At 45.3% G+C, this 14,167-nt stretch carries 14 protein-coding genes and 1 pseudogene; 8 read left to right on the forward strand and 7 right to left on the reverse strand.

Going from position 1 to position 14,167, the window contains the following annotated elements:
* Nucleotides 1–20: 20 nt before the first annotated feature.
* Both lptB and H6F41_RS02230 read left to right on the forward strand, forming a co-directional pair.
* Entirely contained in the window at nt 21–749 is a 729-nt protein-coding gene (gene lptB / locus H6F41_RS02225; RefSeq protein WP_190401843.1) for an LPS export ABC transporter ATP-binding protein, read from the forward strand.
* 128 nt (nt 750–877) lie between these two features.
* Nucleotides 878–2,065: an LptF/LptG family permease gene (locus H6F41_RS02230; RefSeq protein ID WP_190401844.1), complete on the forward strand. Its 1,188-nt coding sequence runs from the start codon at nt 878–880 to the stop codon at nt 2,063–2,065.
* Nucleotides 2,066–2,296: 231 nt separating this feature from the next.
* Here H6F41_RS02230 and H6F41_RS02235 read toward each other — a convergent pair.
* Nucleotides 2,297–2,767 (reverse strand): annotated as a pseudogene (locus tag H6F41_RS02235) (hypothetical protein); the annotation flags it as partial.
* A gap of 371 nt (nt 2,768–3,138) precedes the next feature.
* Between H6F41_RS02235 and H6F41_RS02240 the strand changes: the two are divergent.
* Complete coding sequence (locus H6F41_RS02240) at nt 3,139–5,139, forward strand: GAF domain-containing protein (RefSeq protein ID WP_190401846.1); 2,001 nt, start codon at nt 3,139–3,141, stop codon at nt 5,137–5,139.
* Between the two features lie 58 nt (nt 5,140–5,197).
* On the opposite strand, the gene H6F41_RS02245 is transcribed toward H6F41_RS02240, so the two are convergent.
* Nucleotides 5,198–5,584 carry an ArsR/SmtB family transcription factor gene (locus tag H6F41_RS02245; RefSeq protein WP_190401847.1) on the reverse strand — a complete coding sequence of 129 codons (387 nt, stop codon included), beginning with the start codon at nt 5,582–5,584 and terminating at the stop codon, nt 5,198–5,200.
* Nucleotides 5,585–5,679: 95 nt separating this feature from the next.
* On the opposite strand from H6F41_RS02245, the gene H6F41_RS02250 reads away from it, so the two are divergent.
* The 3 genes from H6F41_RS02250 (at nt 5,680) to H6F41_RS02260 (ending at nt 7,180) form a co-directional block, all read left to right on the forward strand.
* Nucleotides 5,680–5,847 (forward strand): metallothionein, encoded by a 168-nt coding sequence (locus tag H6F41_RS02250; RefSeq protein WP_190401848.1) that lies wholly within the window; start codon nt 5,680–5,682, stop codon nt 5,845–5,847.
* A gap of 106 nt (nt 5,848–5,953) precedes the next feature.
* The gene (locus H6F41_RS02255; protein ID WP_242022875.1) at nt 5,954–6,781 is read left to right on the forward strand and encodes a 3'(2'),5'-bisphosphate nucleotidase CysQ family protein; all 828 of its coding nucleotides are present in this window, start codon (nt 5,954–5,956) and stop codon (nt 6,779–6,781) included.
* A 72-nt stretch (nt 6,782–6,853) separates the two neighbouring features.
* Complete coding sequence (locus H6F41_RS02260) at nt 6,854–7,180, forward strand: DUF4359 domain-containing protein (protein WP_190401850.1); 327 nt, start codon at nt 6,854–6,856, stop codon at nt 7,178–7,180.
* Between the two features lie 44 nt (nt 7,181–7,224).
* Here H6F41_RS02260 and obgE read toward each other — a convergent pair whose 3' ends face one another.
* The 5 genes from obgE to H6F41_RS02285 form a co-directional block, all read right to left on the reverse strand.
* Complete coding sequence (obgE, locus tag H6F41_RS02265; RefSeq protein ID WP_190401851.1) at nt 7,225–8,220, reverse strand: GTPase ObgE; 996 nt, start codon at nt 8,218–8,220, stop codon at nt 7,225–7,227.
* A gap of 189 nt (nt 8,221–8,409) precedes the next feature.
* Nucleotides 8,410–8,853 carry an SH3 domain-containing protein gene (locus H6F41_RS02270; protein ID WP_190401852.1) on the reverse strand — a complete coding sequence of 148 codons (444 nt, stop codon included), beginning with the start codon at nt 8,851–8,853 and terminating at the stop codon, nt 8,410–8,412.
* 91 nt (nt 8,854–8,944) lie between these two features.
* On the reverse strand, nt 8,945–10,144 hold the full coding sequence (locus H6F41_RS02275) for an ATP phosphoribosyltransferase regulatory subunit (RefSeq protein WP_190401853.1): 1,200 nt from the start codon (nt 10,142–10,144) through the stop codon (nt 8,945–8,947).
* Between the two features lie 92 nt (nt 10,145–10,236).
* On the reverse strand, nt 10,237–11,199 hold the full coding sequence (locus H6F41_RS02280) for a M56 family metallopeptidase (protein WP_242022890.1): 963 nt from the start codon (nt 11,197–11,199) through the stop codon (nt 10,237–10,239).
* Nucleotides 11,105–11,533: a BlaI/MecI/CopY family transcriptional regulator gene (locus H6F41_RS02285; protein ID WP_190401854.1), complete on the reverse strand. Its 429-nt coding sequence runs from the start codon at nt 11,531–11,533 to the stop codon at nt 11,105–11,107. Before H6F41_RS02285 ends, H6F41_RS02280 begins: the two co-directional genes overlap by 95 nt.
* A gap of 216 nt (nt 11,534–11,749) precedes the next feature.
* Here H6F41_RS02285 and H6F41_RS02290 point away from each other — a divergent pair, with 216 nt between their 5' ends.
* Nucleotides 11,750–13,000 carry a SufS family cysteine desulfurase gene (locus H6F41_RS02290; RefSeq protein ID WP_190401855.1) on the forward strand — a complete coding sequence of 417 codons (1,251 nt, stop codon included), beginning with the start codon at nt 11,750–11,752 and terminating at the stop codon, nt 12,998–13,000.
* Between the two features lie 21 nt (nt 13,001–13,021).
* On the forward strand, nt 13,022–14,113 hold the full coding sequence (gene dprA, locus H6F41_RS02295; protein WP_190401856.1) for a DNA-processing protein DprA: 1,092 nt from the start codon (nt 13,022–13,024) through the stop codon (nt 14,111–14,113).
* Nucleotides 14,114–14,167 lie beyond the last annotated feature (54 nt).

Here is a 14,167-nt window from a genome sequence, read left to right on the forward strand (position 1 = left end):
CATAATTCCGAGCATCAGTAATGCAAATCACCCTCGACAACGTTAGTAAAAATTACAGCGGTAGACAGGTCGTCCAGCAAGTAAGTCTCACTGTCAAGCAGGGAGAAATTGTGGGGTTATTGGGTCCCAACGGTGCTGGTAAGACGACCTCGTTTTATATGGCAACAGGGCTAGTGCAGCCCGATAGCGGCAGTGTTTGGCTAGACAAGCAAGATATCACCCGCTTACCTATCCATAAACGCGCCCGCATGGGTATGGCATACCTTGCCCAAGAAGCCACGATTTTTCGGCAGCTATCGGTGCGTGACAATCTATTGCTGGTGATGCAACAAACCAATGTCCCCCAGCATTTGCGGATTCATCGCCTCCGCACCTTGTTAGAAGAATTTCGACTGACCAAGATTGCTGACACATTGGGAATCCAAGTTTCAGGGGGAGAACGTCGCCGCACCGAAATCGCCAGAGCCTTGGCAGTGGGTGTCGATGGACCTAAATTTATTTTGCTAGATGAACCCTTTGCGGGAATTGACCCGATCGCCGTGAGTGAGATTCAGACGATTATTAGTAATTTACGCGATCGCAATATGGGCGTGTTAATTACTGACCACAATGTCCGTGAAACCCTCACAATTACCGATCGCGCCTACATCATGCGTGAAGGTGAAGTATTTGCCGATGGCTCTAGTCGAGAATTAGCCGACGATCCTGATGTTCGCAAATACTATTTGGGTGAAAAGTTTCACTTTTAATTTTGATTTAATTTGATTTTGATTTCTGATTGAATTTTTGATTTTTGCGCCCATTTTCTATTTTTGAATGGCAATGGCATAAAAAAATACACAACTGTTTCCAAGAACCTGTAATCTCGATAAAGGAAATGACAACCTCACCAACAACGCATACGAGGAAAAAATCTACTAACGTGTCGCTAGGATGGCTGCCAAGACTATCGATCATGGATCGCTATTTGATCATCCAGATGCTAGTTCCCTTCTTATTTGGAGTGGGCGCATTTTCCTCGGTGATTTTAGCGATCGGTTCCCTATTTGAGCTAATTCGGCTGATCACTGATGCAGGCTTGAGTGTTTTAGTAGCTCTGCAAATTTTTGGCTATCAAGTTCCGGGCTTCATGGTCTATTCCTTCCCGATGTCAATGTTACTAGCGACATTGCTGTCCTATAGCCGCATGTCAGGCGACGGAGAAACAACCGCCCTCCGCAGTTGTGGGGTGAGTGCCTACCGTTTAGTTTTACCTGCTTTGGTGCTGAGTTTATTTGTCACAGGGCTGACCTATGTCTTTAATGAGGCAATTGTCCCCGCAGCAAACTGGCAGTCTCGCAGTACCCTCAGAGCAGCTCTAAATCAGGAAAATGTTCAGTTTAAAAGTCAAGATATTTTCTATCAACAATATGGCGAAGTGCCACAAGAGGATGGCAGTAAAAAGCAGGGACTAGTCCGCAGTTTTTATGCCCGTAGCTTTGATGGCAAAGAGATGCGCGGGTTAACCGTTCTCGATTTTTCTCAGGGACAACTCCAACAAATCCTTGCTGCTGAGTCGGCAATTTGGCTACCCGATCAAAATGTTTGGAGATTCACCAAGGGAACAACTTATTTGGTGGGGCCAGATGGCAATTACCGGAGTATTCTCCGCTTTGATGATCAAAATCTGCAATTACCCCGCGCCCCACTTGATTTAGCACAGGAGCAGCGTAGCGCTGAGGAAATGAATATTGCCGATATTCGCCGCAATATTGAGCTACTCAAGCAATCTGGCAATACCAAAGAGATCCGTAAGCTAGAGGTCAGGTTAGAACAGAAATATGCACTCCCCTTTATCTGTGTGGTATTTGCGATTGTGGGTGCTTCCTTGGGGATGCGTCCCCAAAGAACTGGCGCTGCGATCGGATTTGGATTAAGCGTGCTGATTATTTTTGGCTATTATCTATTGCTATTTATCTGCGGGGCTTTGGGACAAGTCGAGTTTCTCTCACCGATCGCCGCCGCTTGGATGCCTAATTTAATTGGGCTTACTGCAGGCGTAGTGATTTTGACCCGTGTTACCTAAATACATTTTTAAAAGTGGGGCAAAGCCCCACTTTTAAAATGTATTTGTACTCAAGCAAAGGCATTTTTAGCTTTGCTATTATTTTTTCTTCGATTTATTCACAGGCACTTCAACAATCGCATTTTCAACTTGCGTGGTTGACTCGTTATTGTCTGTTTCATCCTCATCGTTCTCAATTTCAAAGGGGGAAGAACTTGCCGCACTACTATCAGCAGAGATTTTTACCTCAGCATTGGGCGACTTGAGCGCTTCATCCAGAACTTGACGAGCATGTTCAGCCTGCGATCGCGCATCTAAAAACTTCATATTCAACTGAGCAAAACTCTTGAGCGTCTTAAAACCTTCCTTAATGCTGTTGATTTGCTCCTCAGAGACAATCTCATCGCTGAACAGGATATCGATTTGCGATCGCACCTGCATCGCATCAGATCGTAATTCTTGAATTTTAATTTTTAAGGTTGCAAGGTTATTTAAGACTTGCACAGCTTGAGTAATCGGATCTTCGCGATCTTCAGACATAGAAAGTTCTCTCACTTCAATAAATTGGTCAGGACTAAAGCCATCAGCAAGGTCAGTATCGAGTTTACCTGAGTCCATCAATTCCATCAGTTCTGCCATTGCCTTTTCCCGTGCTTTTGGCGAATCTTTGCCACTCACGCTTAAGACAACTTCGGGACTTTGGGCAAGGGTATAGCGCACCATAGCTTTAAATATCTTTTGACATCTAGACAATGAGTAACGATATTACAGTGCAAAGCACCGCAAAACATTATAGAAACTAACAAAAAATAGTGATATATCATCAACTATTCCTACTTTTTTATTAGCGCAAATACCAAAGTTACGCTTTGTGTCTCATGCGATCGCCAAAGCAGATCAGCTAAAATTCAATTTCCAGATAAATCAAAGTTTTCCAAGTTTATTGTTTTTCTATGGAACTAGGCGCAATTAAATATAAAACCCTGAAACCTGTAGCACACGCTGCGCGTGCTACAGGTTTTACCTCTAGGTTTTAATTATGCCTAGCCACTTAAACAAAAGCTAGAACACATTCGGGGAAGCAAATCGTACCCATGGATTCTCATCTCCTAGACCAAATTCGCCATCTCTGCCGCGATCGCGCTGCCTATGAACACCTCAAAGCCATCTTGGTTCAGCAAGAGCGTGTCCATCAACTTAGCTGGGAAGAGCATTACGAAAAGCTTCTAGCTAGCCAGTCATCAGATTCACCTGCATCGAATTTACTTAGCAATATCATCGCTAGAGAAAAAGCCCTCGCCCAACTTGCCGATACAATTCAGCGCTCACCATCTCTAGAGCTAGTTTTACAAGTTGCCGTACAGGTGGCCCAAAAATTACTACAAGTCGATCGTGTTGCTATTTTTCGGTTTCACGATGACGGACGAGGAGAATTTGCCACCGATGCGATCGCAAGCGGTGTGGAGTCCTTTGCAAATATGCCTGAAAGACAGCTTTCCTTGGCACGGCATCTGGCTGAGTCGATCCAAGCAGAATCTGAAGGTCACATTGCAGAACAAGAGGAGCAAATTGTCGCCAATATTCGTAGTTCTAGTATCTCTAATCACATCAGTAATTTACTAGAGGAAATCGGAATTTCTGCTTACGCTTCCAATAAGATCCATGCAGGACAAGAAGTTTGGGGGACTCTAGTAGCCTTTTATGGCAACAATCATCAGAGTTGTTCCGAGAGTGATCGCACTTCCCTATCCCTCATTGCCGCTCAAATTGGCATTGCAATTTCCCTCACCAATTTACGTCAGCAATCCCACGATCTCACCGAGGATCTACAAGTCCTCAAAAATGAGCTAGATCATTTGCACCGAGCCGTTGCCGAAATCGCCGCCAGTGACAATCAATCTGTACAAAATCTAGTTGTCAATCAAGATATTGATGCCGATGAGCCAACTATTCTGCAAGAACCGACTGTAGAAACTATAACTTCTATAGAAGCTCCAGAAACTATCTCTATACATGATATTGAGCAAGAAACAGAAGCAGAAGAATCTGCAAAGGTTTCTAGTATCTCCCAAGTACCTGAGCCAGAAATTGCACCTCAAGATATAGAGAATGTTGTTATAGAAGTACCAATAGAGGTGAGCCATCCTGATCAGGAAACTGTGTTAATAGAGTCTCAAATCACAGAGTTCAATCACGAGCAAGAAGTTCCAGAAGAGTCTCCATTGGAAATAGATAGTCACCAGCAGGAAACCCATCCCCTTGCCAATATTGACTCTGATTTCCATGAAGCTTTAGCGGCTTTACCAACGGAAACAAGTTCATTAGTTTTAGCAGTTGCCGACATTGAGAAAACATCTATTCCATTAGTAGATGAGGATTTAACTTTATCAAGTAGAACGATAGATGTAGATACAACCTCAGTCATGCCTGTCGCTGCTGATGAGAACATTACATCCGTTGACTTGGCAATGAATTTTGAACAGGCAGATGCACCTGCTACCAGAACAATTCCCACCGCAGAAATTCAGTCGTTGACTGATGTAGAAGGTGTGCTGGTAGAGGATTCATCAAAAGAAGCTGCTCTAGAAATATCTATCGATCATTTTAATTTAGTGGAGCTTCAGCATGGTTTGGATACAACTGAGTCATGCCAACAGGAGCAACAGTATGATCTTCCAGTGACTGAGCCAACAATAGAACAGGTGCATCGGTTACCGATTGATCTCTGTGCATTTTTAGAGCAAGAGACTAACCCTGTAATTGACTTGCAGTTTTTAGAAACTCTCACCAATTGCGATCGCAATCTCGCCTTAGAAGTAATCGATACTTACCTACAAGAAACCCCGCTCTTAGTTCAAGCCATCGATCAAGCCCTAGCGACAAATAATCACACTCAGCTCTGGGAATTGTTAAATAAATTGCGCTCCAGTAGCGGTAAGGTTGGTGCATTGACCCTTGTCTATCAATGCCGCCAGCTTGAGTCTTCCATCAAAGCAAATTATGTTGTTCTGATCTACGCTTGTTTGGCGAGGGTTGCCATTGAGTCACAGAAGGCAATAGAGTCACTACGCATATTGCGATCGCAATACACCTAAAGCCCCAAAAACAGGTAAGGAAAAGGCTAAGCCTTTTCCTTACCTGTTTTTGGGTGGATTACTCGTCTAAATGCTCAGAAACCGACTGATATAGCTCTAGAACATGGTGATCCAGCAATTGGTAATAGACGCGACGCTTACTTTTACGGTAACTAACTAAACGCATCGTTCTTAACACCCTAAGCTGGTGAGATACTGCTGACTCACTCATACCGACTAATTCTGCCAGATCATGCACGCATAACTCCTGCCGCGATAGGATCGACAAAATTCTGAGGCGATTGGGATCTCCCAACATCGCAAAAAATTCTGCCATGATCTGTGCCTTTTCCACTGACAAAATGTCATCGGTTAAATTTTGCAATACTGCAGGTTCAGCTTCACAGTGATCGCAATTTGGTATCTCTTGCACACTGCGATCGGAAATTGGAGAGGAATTTAACATGTATCCATTTTACGAAAAAGTGATCGCATTAGTTTATTCTTGACTTATGAATATATATTCATATATAATAAGCTCAATCGCATAGGATTAAATTCATGACCACTATTACTGAAACTAAATGTGCTTGTCCTAAATGCTCTTGCATCGTCTCCCTCGATACAGCAATCATGGCAAATGGCAAGCCCTATTGCAGCAAAGCCTGCGCTGATGGACATCCCGCAGGCTCGACAGGTTGCAAAAAATCTGGCTGTGGCTGTGGTTAAGCAAAAGAGGAGGTGATTACCTCCTCTTTTGCTTTGATGTTTGGTTACGCTATAGTACAAATCATCAGCTTCACCAAAATCAAAGATGCTAAATTTAGACGAAATCATGTCACTTGCTCGCCCAATCGCTTGGGGAGCGGGTGACATTTTGATGAAGTATTATCAAGATCCTCAAGACTTAGATATCAGGTCGAAGGGTGGTGAAGATGGAAATGTAACTGCCGCCGATTTAGCTGCCAATGAATTTATTTTGCAACAGCTAAAAGAGGCTTTTGGCACTGAAGAATTTGCCTATCTCAGTGAAGAAACTGAAGATAATATCAATCGTCTTGATTGTGAATGGGTCTGGATCATCGATCCGATGGATGGAACCAGTGACTTTATTCGCCGTACTAATGAATTTGCGGTACATATTGGCTTAGCCTATCGCCAACGACCTGTATTGGGGCTAGTTGCCACACCTGCCCAAGATCGTCTATTTCAAGCCATACTCGGTAAAGGGGCATATGTGGAAACCAGAGACGGTCAAAAGCAACGCATCCATGTTTCTGACAAAGCTAAACTCGATCAAATGGTGGTCGTTGCTAGTCGTAGCCATCGCAATGCCCAACTAGAAAGCATCCTCCATGAGTTACCCAAAGCTGCGGAAATTGCTGTTGGTAGCATTGGCGGTAAATTCGCGGCGATCGCATCAGGTCATGCAGACGTATATATCTCTGTCTCTGGCAAATCTGCCCCCAAAGATTGGGACTACTGCGCTCCTGAAATTATCTTGACCGAGGCGGGCGGCAAGCTTACCCATGCGGATTTAACCGAGTTGTCGTACAACAATCTCGAACTACGCCAATGGGGAACGATCGTGGCTAGTAATGGTCATTGTCATCAACAAATTTGTGACATTAGCCAAATTGCGATCGCACCAATTAAAAAGTAGCAGTTGTCAGTACATTTAAAACATCTAGAAACTTAAGGAACAAGGGACTTAAGCCCCCTGTCTATTTTGATTATGAAATTACAAGTAACTTTAATTGGCATTGCGATCGTTGCTGTGGGCATGGCTATCAGCAATCCCAGCAAAGAACGTTACGTTGAATATGCTGCCACCGAGTTTTCAGAAACAGGCAAAAATTCACTCTGTGCTGGCGATATGCCGATCGCCGCCCAACAGTCCTGTAAATTTCTGATCTCACAAGGGAAAGGAGTGATTACAGGCATCGTTGAGAACTCAACAAAACAGCAAAACTTCATATTGTTTAGTCTCTACGAAACTGATATGCCTGACAAAAAAATTACGACGATCGCGGCTCTTGGAAATTTCTATATGCTTAAATAATCGCCATCTCCCCATAAAAAAAGCGGTGCTAAGCACCGCTTTTTTTATGGGTTTTGTTGATCAAATTTTTCCAACTTTTTCCAAACCGAGCGCAAAAGTATATCTAGCCCTTTTTTCGATGCTGCGGAAATAGCTAAAATCGGTTGATCAAATTGAGCGGCAATTTCCTCCACATCTTCAGGCAACATTGCATCAATCTTATTCAAAGCCAAAATTTGCGGCTTATCCGATAAACCATGACCATAGGCTTCTAATTCTTCTTGAATCGTGTGATAGGCAGCAAGGGGATCGTCCTGTGTCACATCAATCAGATGAATCAATAGCTTCGTGCGTTCCACATGACGCAAAAAGTCATGCCCTAAACCAATTCCCTCAGAAGCCCCTTCGATTAAGCCGGGAATATCCGCAAACACAATGCCATCACCTGAAGGCTTAGACACCACACCCAAATTTGGAACAAGGGTAGTAAAGGGATAATCCGCAATTTTGGGACGGGCTGCCGACACCACCGAAATTAGGGTTGATTTACCCGCATTCGGCAAGCCAATGATACCCACTTCCGCAATTAACTTTAATTCCAGATAGAGATTTAACTCTTCTCCCGGTAATCCGGGTAGGGCATAGTCAGGGGCGCGATTTTGATTGCTCAAGAAATATTTATTCCCCAAGCCACCCTTGCCCCCCTTTGCCACAAACAAAGTTTGTCCAGCCTCGGTTAGATCTCCTAACACTTCACCTGTCTCTTCATTCATCACCACCGTACCAATCGGCACTTTGATAATGCGATCATTGCCTTTACGCCCCGTCATATTACTGGGGCCGCCGCGTTCACCATTTTCCGCTTTAAAAATATTCTCGAAGCGAAAGTCTAACAATGTTTGTAGATCGGTTGTGGCTTCCAAAATCACAGAACCGCCATTGCCACCATTGCCACCCGCAGGCCCGCCCGCAGGCACATACTTCTCGCGGCGAAATGCGACCAGCCCATCGCCACCATCGCCAGACTTGACATGTATCGTAACTCGATCAATAAAATGCATCGCTAACTCAATTACTTGCTCTATACCGCGACAATCCAATTAACTTGCAGGATTGTCTCTATCGGCTTTATTCCTATTATGCAGTGATTCAGCCTATCGCTATCAATAAATAAAAAAGTATCGCTGTAGCAACACTAAAACCCAAAGAGATGTGCGGCGCTTCGCGCCGCACATCTCTTTTACGCTTAACTATTCCTTAGTAATATTGCCAGCCCTTACCCAACCTTCTTCTTTGGTGCTTTCATTCCTGACAAATACCCATTCGCGATCAGGGGTTTCTTTAATAACGGCAACCTTGGCATTAAAGTCTGCACCGCCAACATTATTTGCCGATTGACTAGGTTCAGCACGAAATACTAACCCAATACCAGCATTAACTTTACCCTGATATTTGGCATCGTTAGATTTGGGTTTCGCGGTGACCGTTGGTTTTGGGACTGGCTGCACCTTGATCGCGGCGATCGGCGACTTGGGTGCAGGTACAGCTTTGAGGTCATTGGCAAAAACAGGTCTTTGAGGACTCTGTCTATAGGGCAAAATGACGTAGTACCAGCCGATTGCCACGATTGAGGCAATTAGCCCCAAACTAAAGGCTAAGCTAACACTCGATTTTGCAGTTTCTGGAAATCTCATTCAAAAATACCTAATCAAGATCAAATCAATTGCTGTATTGATGATTGGTTGAATAGATTACCTTAAGTTATCCAAATTGAATAGAGATTTTTTAGCTGACACTTTCTAGGCTTGCCGCACCGTCATTGCTAATCCATGCAATCTGAGTAATACCTCGCAATCGCGCATGGTTTCGCACTTCTGTTTCAGCCCGAAATTCTAACTCTAACTCAATTGCATCACTTGCTAGATCTTGGCGTAGCTTGGCAGCATAGGCAAAGGCGGATTGCATCGCCTTGGGACTTTGGGCAACAACTAAGCATTTAGATGTCACGAGGGTTTGGGGTAAGCGTGATTGCAAAGCTTGTTGCAGATCTTCGAGATTAATGCAAAAACCAATGCTGGGATAGCTGATGTTTTGAGGATGATAAACGCCGAGAAGATGATCGTAGCGTCCTCCTTGAGCAACTACATAGTTGTTACAGGCAACTTCAAAGACAATGCCTGTGTAATAGTCAAAGGTCTGCATAAAGCTGAGATCGAGAATTAGCCGATCGACTGAAGTAGTACCTGTACTTTCCCAAAGTTCGATCAGGGACTTGAGATAATTAATTTCCCCTGTCAGGCTCGATGTCCATGCACTGTTGGATAGTCGGCTAAGTACATCCTTGGGCTTGCCGCGGAGATCGATTAATTCGAGGGCATAACCTTTGACATCTGTGGGTAAGTCCATTTCCTGTAGAGAAATGCGATCAAGACTAGCTAGGCATTGTCGAACTTTATCGCGATATTGCTCTGGGAAAAGCTCTAGCAATGCCCCCGTGAGTCGAGCATCACCAAGAATAATTTGCCAATTTTCTAGTTCTACGCGATCGAGGCTTTCGGCAAGCAGCATCAAGATTTCGCCATCGGCAAGTAAACCCGATGCGCCCAATAGCTCTACACCTGCTTGAAAAGATTCTTCTGAGGTGTTGTTGGATCTACGCCGAAATACATTGGCGTTGTAATAGAGTCGCTGCGGACAGGTCGCCACATTGCCGCCAAGTCGCGCCGCATAGGCACGGGCAATTGAGGCAGTAAATTCGGGACGTAAGCCCAAAATATCGATGCTGTTGCTATGGAGTTGAATTACGGATTCAGGATCGACAGCGCCCCCTGCGGTTAGCGATCGCAAATGTTCAACGGTGGGGGTAATGATGCGTTGATAGCCCCATGACTGAAAAACTTGTTGAATACGACTCTCGATCCAACGCTTTTGAGCAACGTCTAGGGGAAGTAAATCTTTTGCGCCAGTCGGCAGTTGATGCACCATACAATTCTCTCAGTCTTCGCGTTCCATCGTACCGTGAATTCTTGCACAAAAAAATTGAAAGCTCCGCTTTGCAGAGCTTTCAATTTTTTTGTTTAGTAGTGCAATGGCAAAACGGTTAGAGGCAGTAAAGCAAAGCTGAGCCAAAATAGCGATCGCAAAGAGAATTGTGGCAAAGGTTCAGGGGTTGCCAACAAAAAATTGATGCGTTCTTCGAGGCGATCGCAGGTATTGGTTGCCCCAAAAGCTGCGGCAAAGGTGGTGTTGGGGGTTGAATTGCTAGTGACCATCAGCAGTAATGACTCGGCTAGCAATAAGCCATCAGCATATTGAGCCGCCCAACGATCGGCGCGAAGTTCACGCAGTAGTAATAATTCTTCCCAGAGAGCTTGGGTATTGGGCAGCCAAGGCATGACTTGACGGAGACAACCGAGCCAGAAAAACCAAAAGGTATCACGGTAATAGGCATGGGCGCGTTCATGCAATAGCACAGCTTCAAGGTGTTCAGCATCCAGTTTATTGAGCAAACCTTGGCTGATAAAAAGTTGCGATCGCCAAAAGCCGATTTGGGCGGCGAATAGCATCGGCATATCTAAGATTTGCATGGATTCCTCAGACTCAGCATTTTCAGTCTCGATCACCAGATTTTGTAATTTTTGTAAAGATTGCCAACCGCTCCAAGCAAGTTGAGCTGATCGCAAAATGCTGTAGATCAGAAATAGAATTGCGATCGCATAGCTGAGTTGACCAGCCTGTAAACCAATCATCTGTCCCTCTGCCCCCATCCAAATAACGGCGATCGCCGTCATCACGACCAGCAGTGGCGGCAACACAAAACAGATCAGGGCAGTTTGCCAGCGACTTAGCCAGTTATGACCACCAGACTCGATAAGGTTTTTCCAACCATAACGCATTGCCCAAGCAAGGCAGAGCGATCCCAAAATCATGACAAAATGCATTGGCTTAGCCCTCCTGTGATGGGGATCTTGATTGACGGAGTTTGGTGAGACGATCGGCAATCGCTTCGAGTTTGTCCATGCTTGCCCTGTCAAGATCATCGGCAAAGGCAGCCACAATATCGGCATCACCCAATTCTAGAAAGCGATTCAGTTGGTGATAGGCTTGCAAAGCCTGTGCTTCGGCACGAGATATTCGCGCTTGCCAATAGAGTGTTCTACCTTCCTTCTCACAATGAATCCAGCCCTTTTGTTCGAGGCGACGGAGTACCGTCATCACCGAGCCATAGGCTAATTCGCGATCGGGATCATTCAAAATGCGATCGTGAATATCGGTCGCACCTAATCTGGTGCTGTTCCAGATAATATTTAGAATTTCTGACTCTAGCGGGCCCAATGACAGATGTTTGGGGCGATATTTGGGTAGCGGGGTCATAATACTAAACAGGCTATGAATAAGAAGGCTTTAAGGCAGCATTGTCTATCACACTATAACGCTTCTAGCCCCCACCTGATTCAGCATAGACTGCTAAAATTAAGTAGACAAAATGCCAGAAAAATGTGAAACGCATTCGGCATTTCAGACCGTCGCCGCCACCACATCTAAATATTTAAGATAGCTAATATTCAAGACAGCACCATAGCAAGCCCCATGACACTAACCTACGAGAAGACTTTGGCAGATCGGGTCAGAGCAGATTTCGAGATTTTGAATCAAGAAGTTAACGGCAAACCCCTTATCTATTTTGACAATGCTGCCAGTTCGCAAAAGCCTAAGTCAGTAATTGAGGCTTGGAAATACTATTACGAGCATGACAATGCCAATGTCCATCGCGGCGCACATACCCTCAGCGCTAGAGCAACCGATGCCTACGAAGGCGCAAGGGAAAAGGTCGCTAAATTTGTCAATGCCAAGTCATCAGAAGAAATTATCTATACCCGCAATGCCAGTGAAGCAATTAATCTAGTTGCCTATACTTGGGGTTGGGCTAATCTCAAGGAAGGAGATGAGGTGATCCTCTCAGTGATGGAGCATCACAGTAATATCGTCCCTTGGCAATTAATTGCTCAGCGCACAGGTGCAGTGCTGAAGTTTCTCGAACCCACCAGCGAAGGGCTGTTGAGCGTTGAGCAGTTTCGGTCTTTGCTAAGTCCTAAGACCAAACTAGTTTCCATCGTCCATGTTTCCAATACCCTCGGTTGCGTCAACCCCGTCGAGGAGATTATTCCCCTAGCCCATGCTCAGGGTGCAAAGGTGCTGCTCGATGCCTGTCAGAGTGTCCCCCATATGCCGATTGATGTCCAAGCCCTAGATTGTGATTGGCTGGTAGCTTCGGGACATAAAATGTGCGCCCCAACGGGCATTGGATTTCTCTATGGTAAGCGGGAGCTATTGCTAGAAATGCCTCCCTTTATGGGTGGTGGGGAAATGATCGCTGATGTCTTCCTTGATCATTCGACCTATGCAGGTTTGCCCCATAAGTTTGAGGCAGGTACACCTGCGATCGGTGAGGCAATTGCCCTCGGTGCTGCGGTTGATTATTTGATGGCAATCGGCATGGACAAGATCCATGACTATGAGCAGGAATTAATTAATTACCTGATGGCACAACTCGAACAAATTCCTGATATCAAGGTCTATGGGCCAAGGCACAATCGCGCAGGTTTAGCTGCCTTCACGATTGCCCATGGCATTCATGCCAACGATCTATCGGCAATGCTTGACCAAGATGGGATCGCGATTCGGTCTGGGCATCATTGCACACAGCCTTTACATCGTTTTTTAGGCATCAGTGGTACGGCTCGTGCCAGTGTTTACTTTTACAACACCAAAGCAGAAATTGATACATTTATTACAGCGCTCAAAGATGCGATCGCATTTTTTAAAAATGTCATGGCTTAAACGCCTTAAAACCCTTAACTAATGGAAAGAGCCTACTGGTTAGCATGGTCACAGGTACGGGGGCTTGGTCCCGTTTTACTAAAACGCATTTACCAAACCTTCGACTCTATGGCGGAGGCATGGCAAGCATTACCAAAGGAGCTGCAACAGGTCGAGGGCATTGGCGGGCAAACCCTTGAGTCCATCCGTCAAGCCCAGCAAGAAGTTGAACCTTTGTCACTCTTGGCAGTCCATGAGCATGACAACCTCAATTTTTGGACTCCTTGCGATCGCGAATATCCGCAATTACTGTGGGAGATCCCCGATCCGCCGCCAATTTTGTACTATCGCGGTCATCTCACCAGTTGGAATGAACGGAATACCGTAGCGATCGTTGGTACGCGCCGCGCCACCCCCTATGGTCGCAGGTGGACTAAAAAGCTGGTAACGGCTTTAGCGGAGCGTGGTTTTACGATTATTTCAGGCATGGCAGAGGGCATCGATGGCGAAGCCCACAAAGCCTGTTTAGATGTTGGTGGACAAACTGTGGCAGTCGTAGGCACAGGAGTCGATCAAATTTATCCCCATCGGCACAAGGATTTATATAACCAAATTCTCAACTCAGGCTTAGTCCTGAGTGAATATCCGCAGGGTACAACGCCTCAAAAAGCACATTTCCCTGCCCGTAATCGGATTATTGCAGGACTCAGCCGCGTCACATTGGTGATCGAAGCTCCCGATCGTTCAGGAGCTTTGATCACGGCTTATCAAGCCAATGAATATGGACGAGATGTCTATGCTCTGCCCAATTCCCTTGATGTGAGTGAAGCTAAGGGCTGTTTAAAGCTTTTGGGTAAAGGCGCACAGGCGATTTTAGGTGTAGATGAGTTGCTGGAATCCTTGGGAATGCTGCCGCATTTAGATCAAACTACCACTGCGATCGCAATTGATCATCTTGCCCCACTGCAACAGAGCATCCTCCAATCAATTGGTTTTGGCGATCCCGTTGGTCTTGATTGGATTGTGGAACAGGTCAAAGCCCCCTCTGGTGAGGTTTTAGGCGCACTAACCCATTTAGAACTGATGGGGGCAATCGCCCCATACCCTGGAATGCGCTATCAACGACTCACTTAACGGAAAAGAAAAAAGACGGCATCAGCCGTCTTTTTTCTTTTGCAGCCTGTTTTT

This window comes from Pseudanabaena mucicola FACHB-723 (assembly GCF_014696385.1).
Classification (GTDB): Bacteria; Cyanobacteriota; Cyanobacteriia; order Pseudanabaenales; family Pseudanabaenaceae; genus Pseudanabaena.

Excerpts from the sequence above, each read along its gene's own strand:
- H6F41_RS02230 (WP_190401844.1), top strand. The coding sequence starts at position 878 with ATGACAACCTCACCAACAACGCATACGAGGAAAAAATCTACTAACGTG.
- H6F41_RS02270 (WP_190401852.1), bottom strand. The coding sequence starts at position 8,853 with ATGAGATTTCCAGAAACTGCAAAATCGAGTGTTAGCTTAGCCTTTAGT.
- H6F41_RS02275 (WP_190401853.1), bottom strand. The coding sequence starts at position 10,144 with ATGGTGCATCAACTGCCGACTGGCGCAAAAGATTTACTTCCCCTAGAC.
- H6F41_RS02280 (WP_242022890.1), bottom strand. The coding sequence starts at position 11,199 with ATGATCTTGACAGGGCAAGCATGGACAAACTCGAAGCGATTGCCGATC.
- lptB (WP_190401843.1), top strand. The coding sequence starts at position 21 with ATGCAAATCACCCTCGACAACGTTAGTAAAAATTACAGCGGTAGACAG.
- H6F41_RS02240 (WP_190401846.1), top strand. The coding sequence starts at position 3,139 with ATGGATTCTCATCTCCTAGACCAAATTCGCCATCTCTGCCGCGATCGC.
- H6F41_RS02290 (WP_190401855.1), top strand. The coding sequence starts at position 11,750 with ATGACACTAACCTACGAGAAGACTTTGGCAGATCGGGTCAGAGCAGAT.
- H6F41_RS02260 (WP_190401850.1), top strand. The coding sequence starts at position 6,854 with ATGAAATTACAAGTAACTTTAATTGGCATTGCGATCGTTGCTGTGGGC.
- dprA (WP_190401856.1), top strand. The coding sequence starts at position 13,022 with ATGGAAAGAGCCTACTGGTTAGCATGGTCACAGGTACGGGGGCTTGGT.
- H6F41_RS02285 (WP_190401854.1), bottom strand. The coding sequence starts at position 11,533 with ATGACCCCGCTACCCAAATATCGCCCCAAACATCTGTCATTGGGCCCG.
- H6F41_RS02245 (WP_190401847.1), bottom strand. The coding sequence starts at position 5,584 with ATGTTAAATTCCTCTCCAATTTCCGATCGCAGTGTGCAAGAGATACCA.
- obgE (WP_190401851.1), bottom strand. The coding sequence starts at position 8,220 with ATGCATTTTATTGATCGAGTTACGATACATGTCAAGTCTGGCGATGGT.
- H6F41_RS02250 (WP_190401848.1), top strand. The coding sequence starts at position 5,680 with ATGACCACTATTACTGAAACTAAATGTGCTTGTCCTAAATGCTCTTGC.
- H6F41_RS02255 (WP_242022875.1), top strand. The coding sequence starts at position 5,954 with ATGTCACTTGCTCGCCCAATCGCTTGGGGAGCGGGTGACATTTTGATG.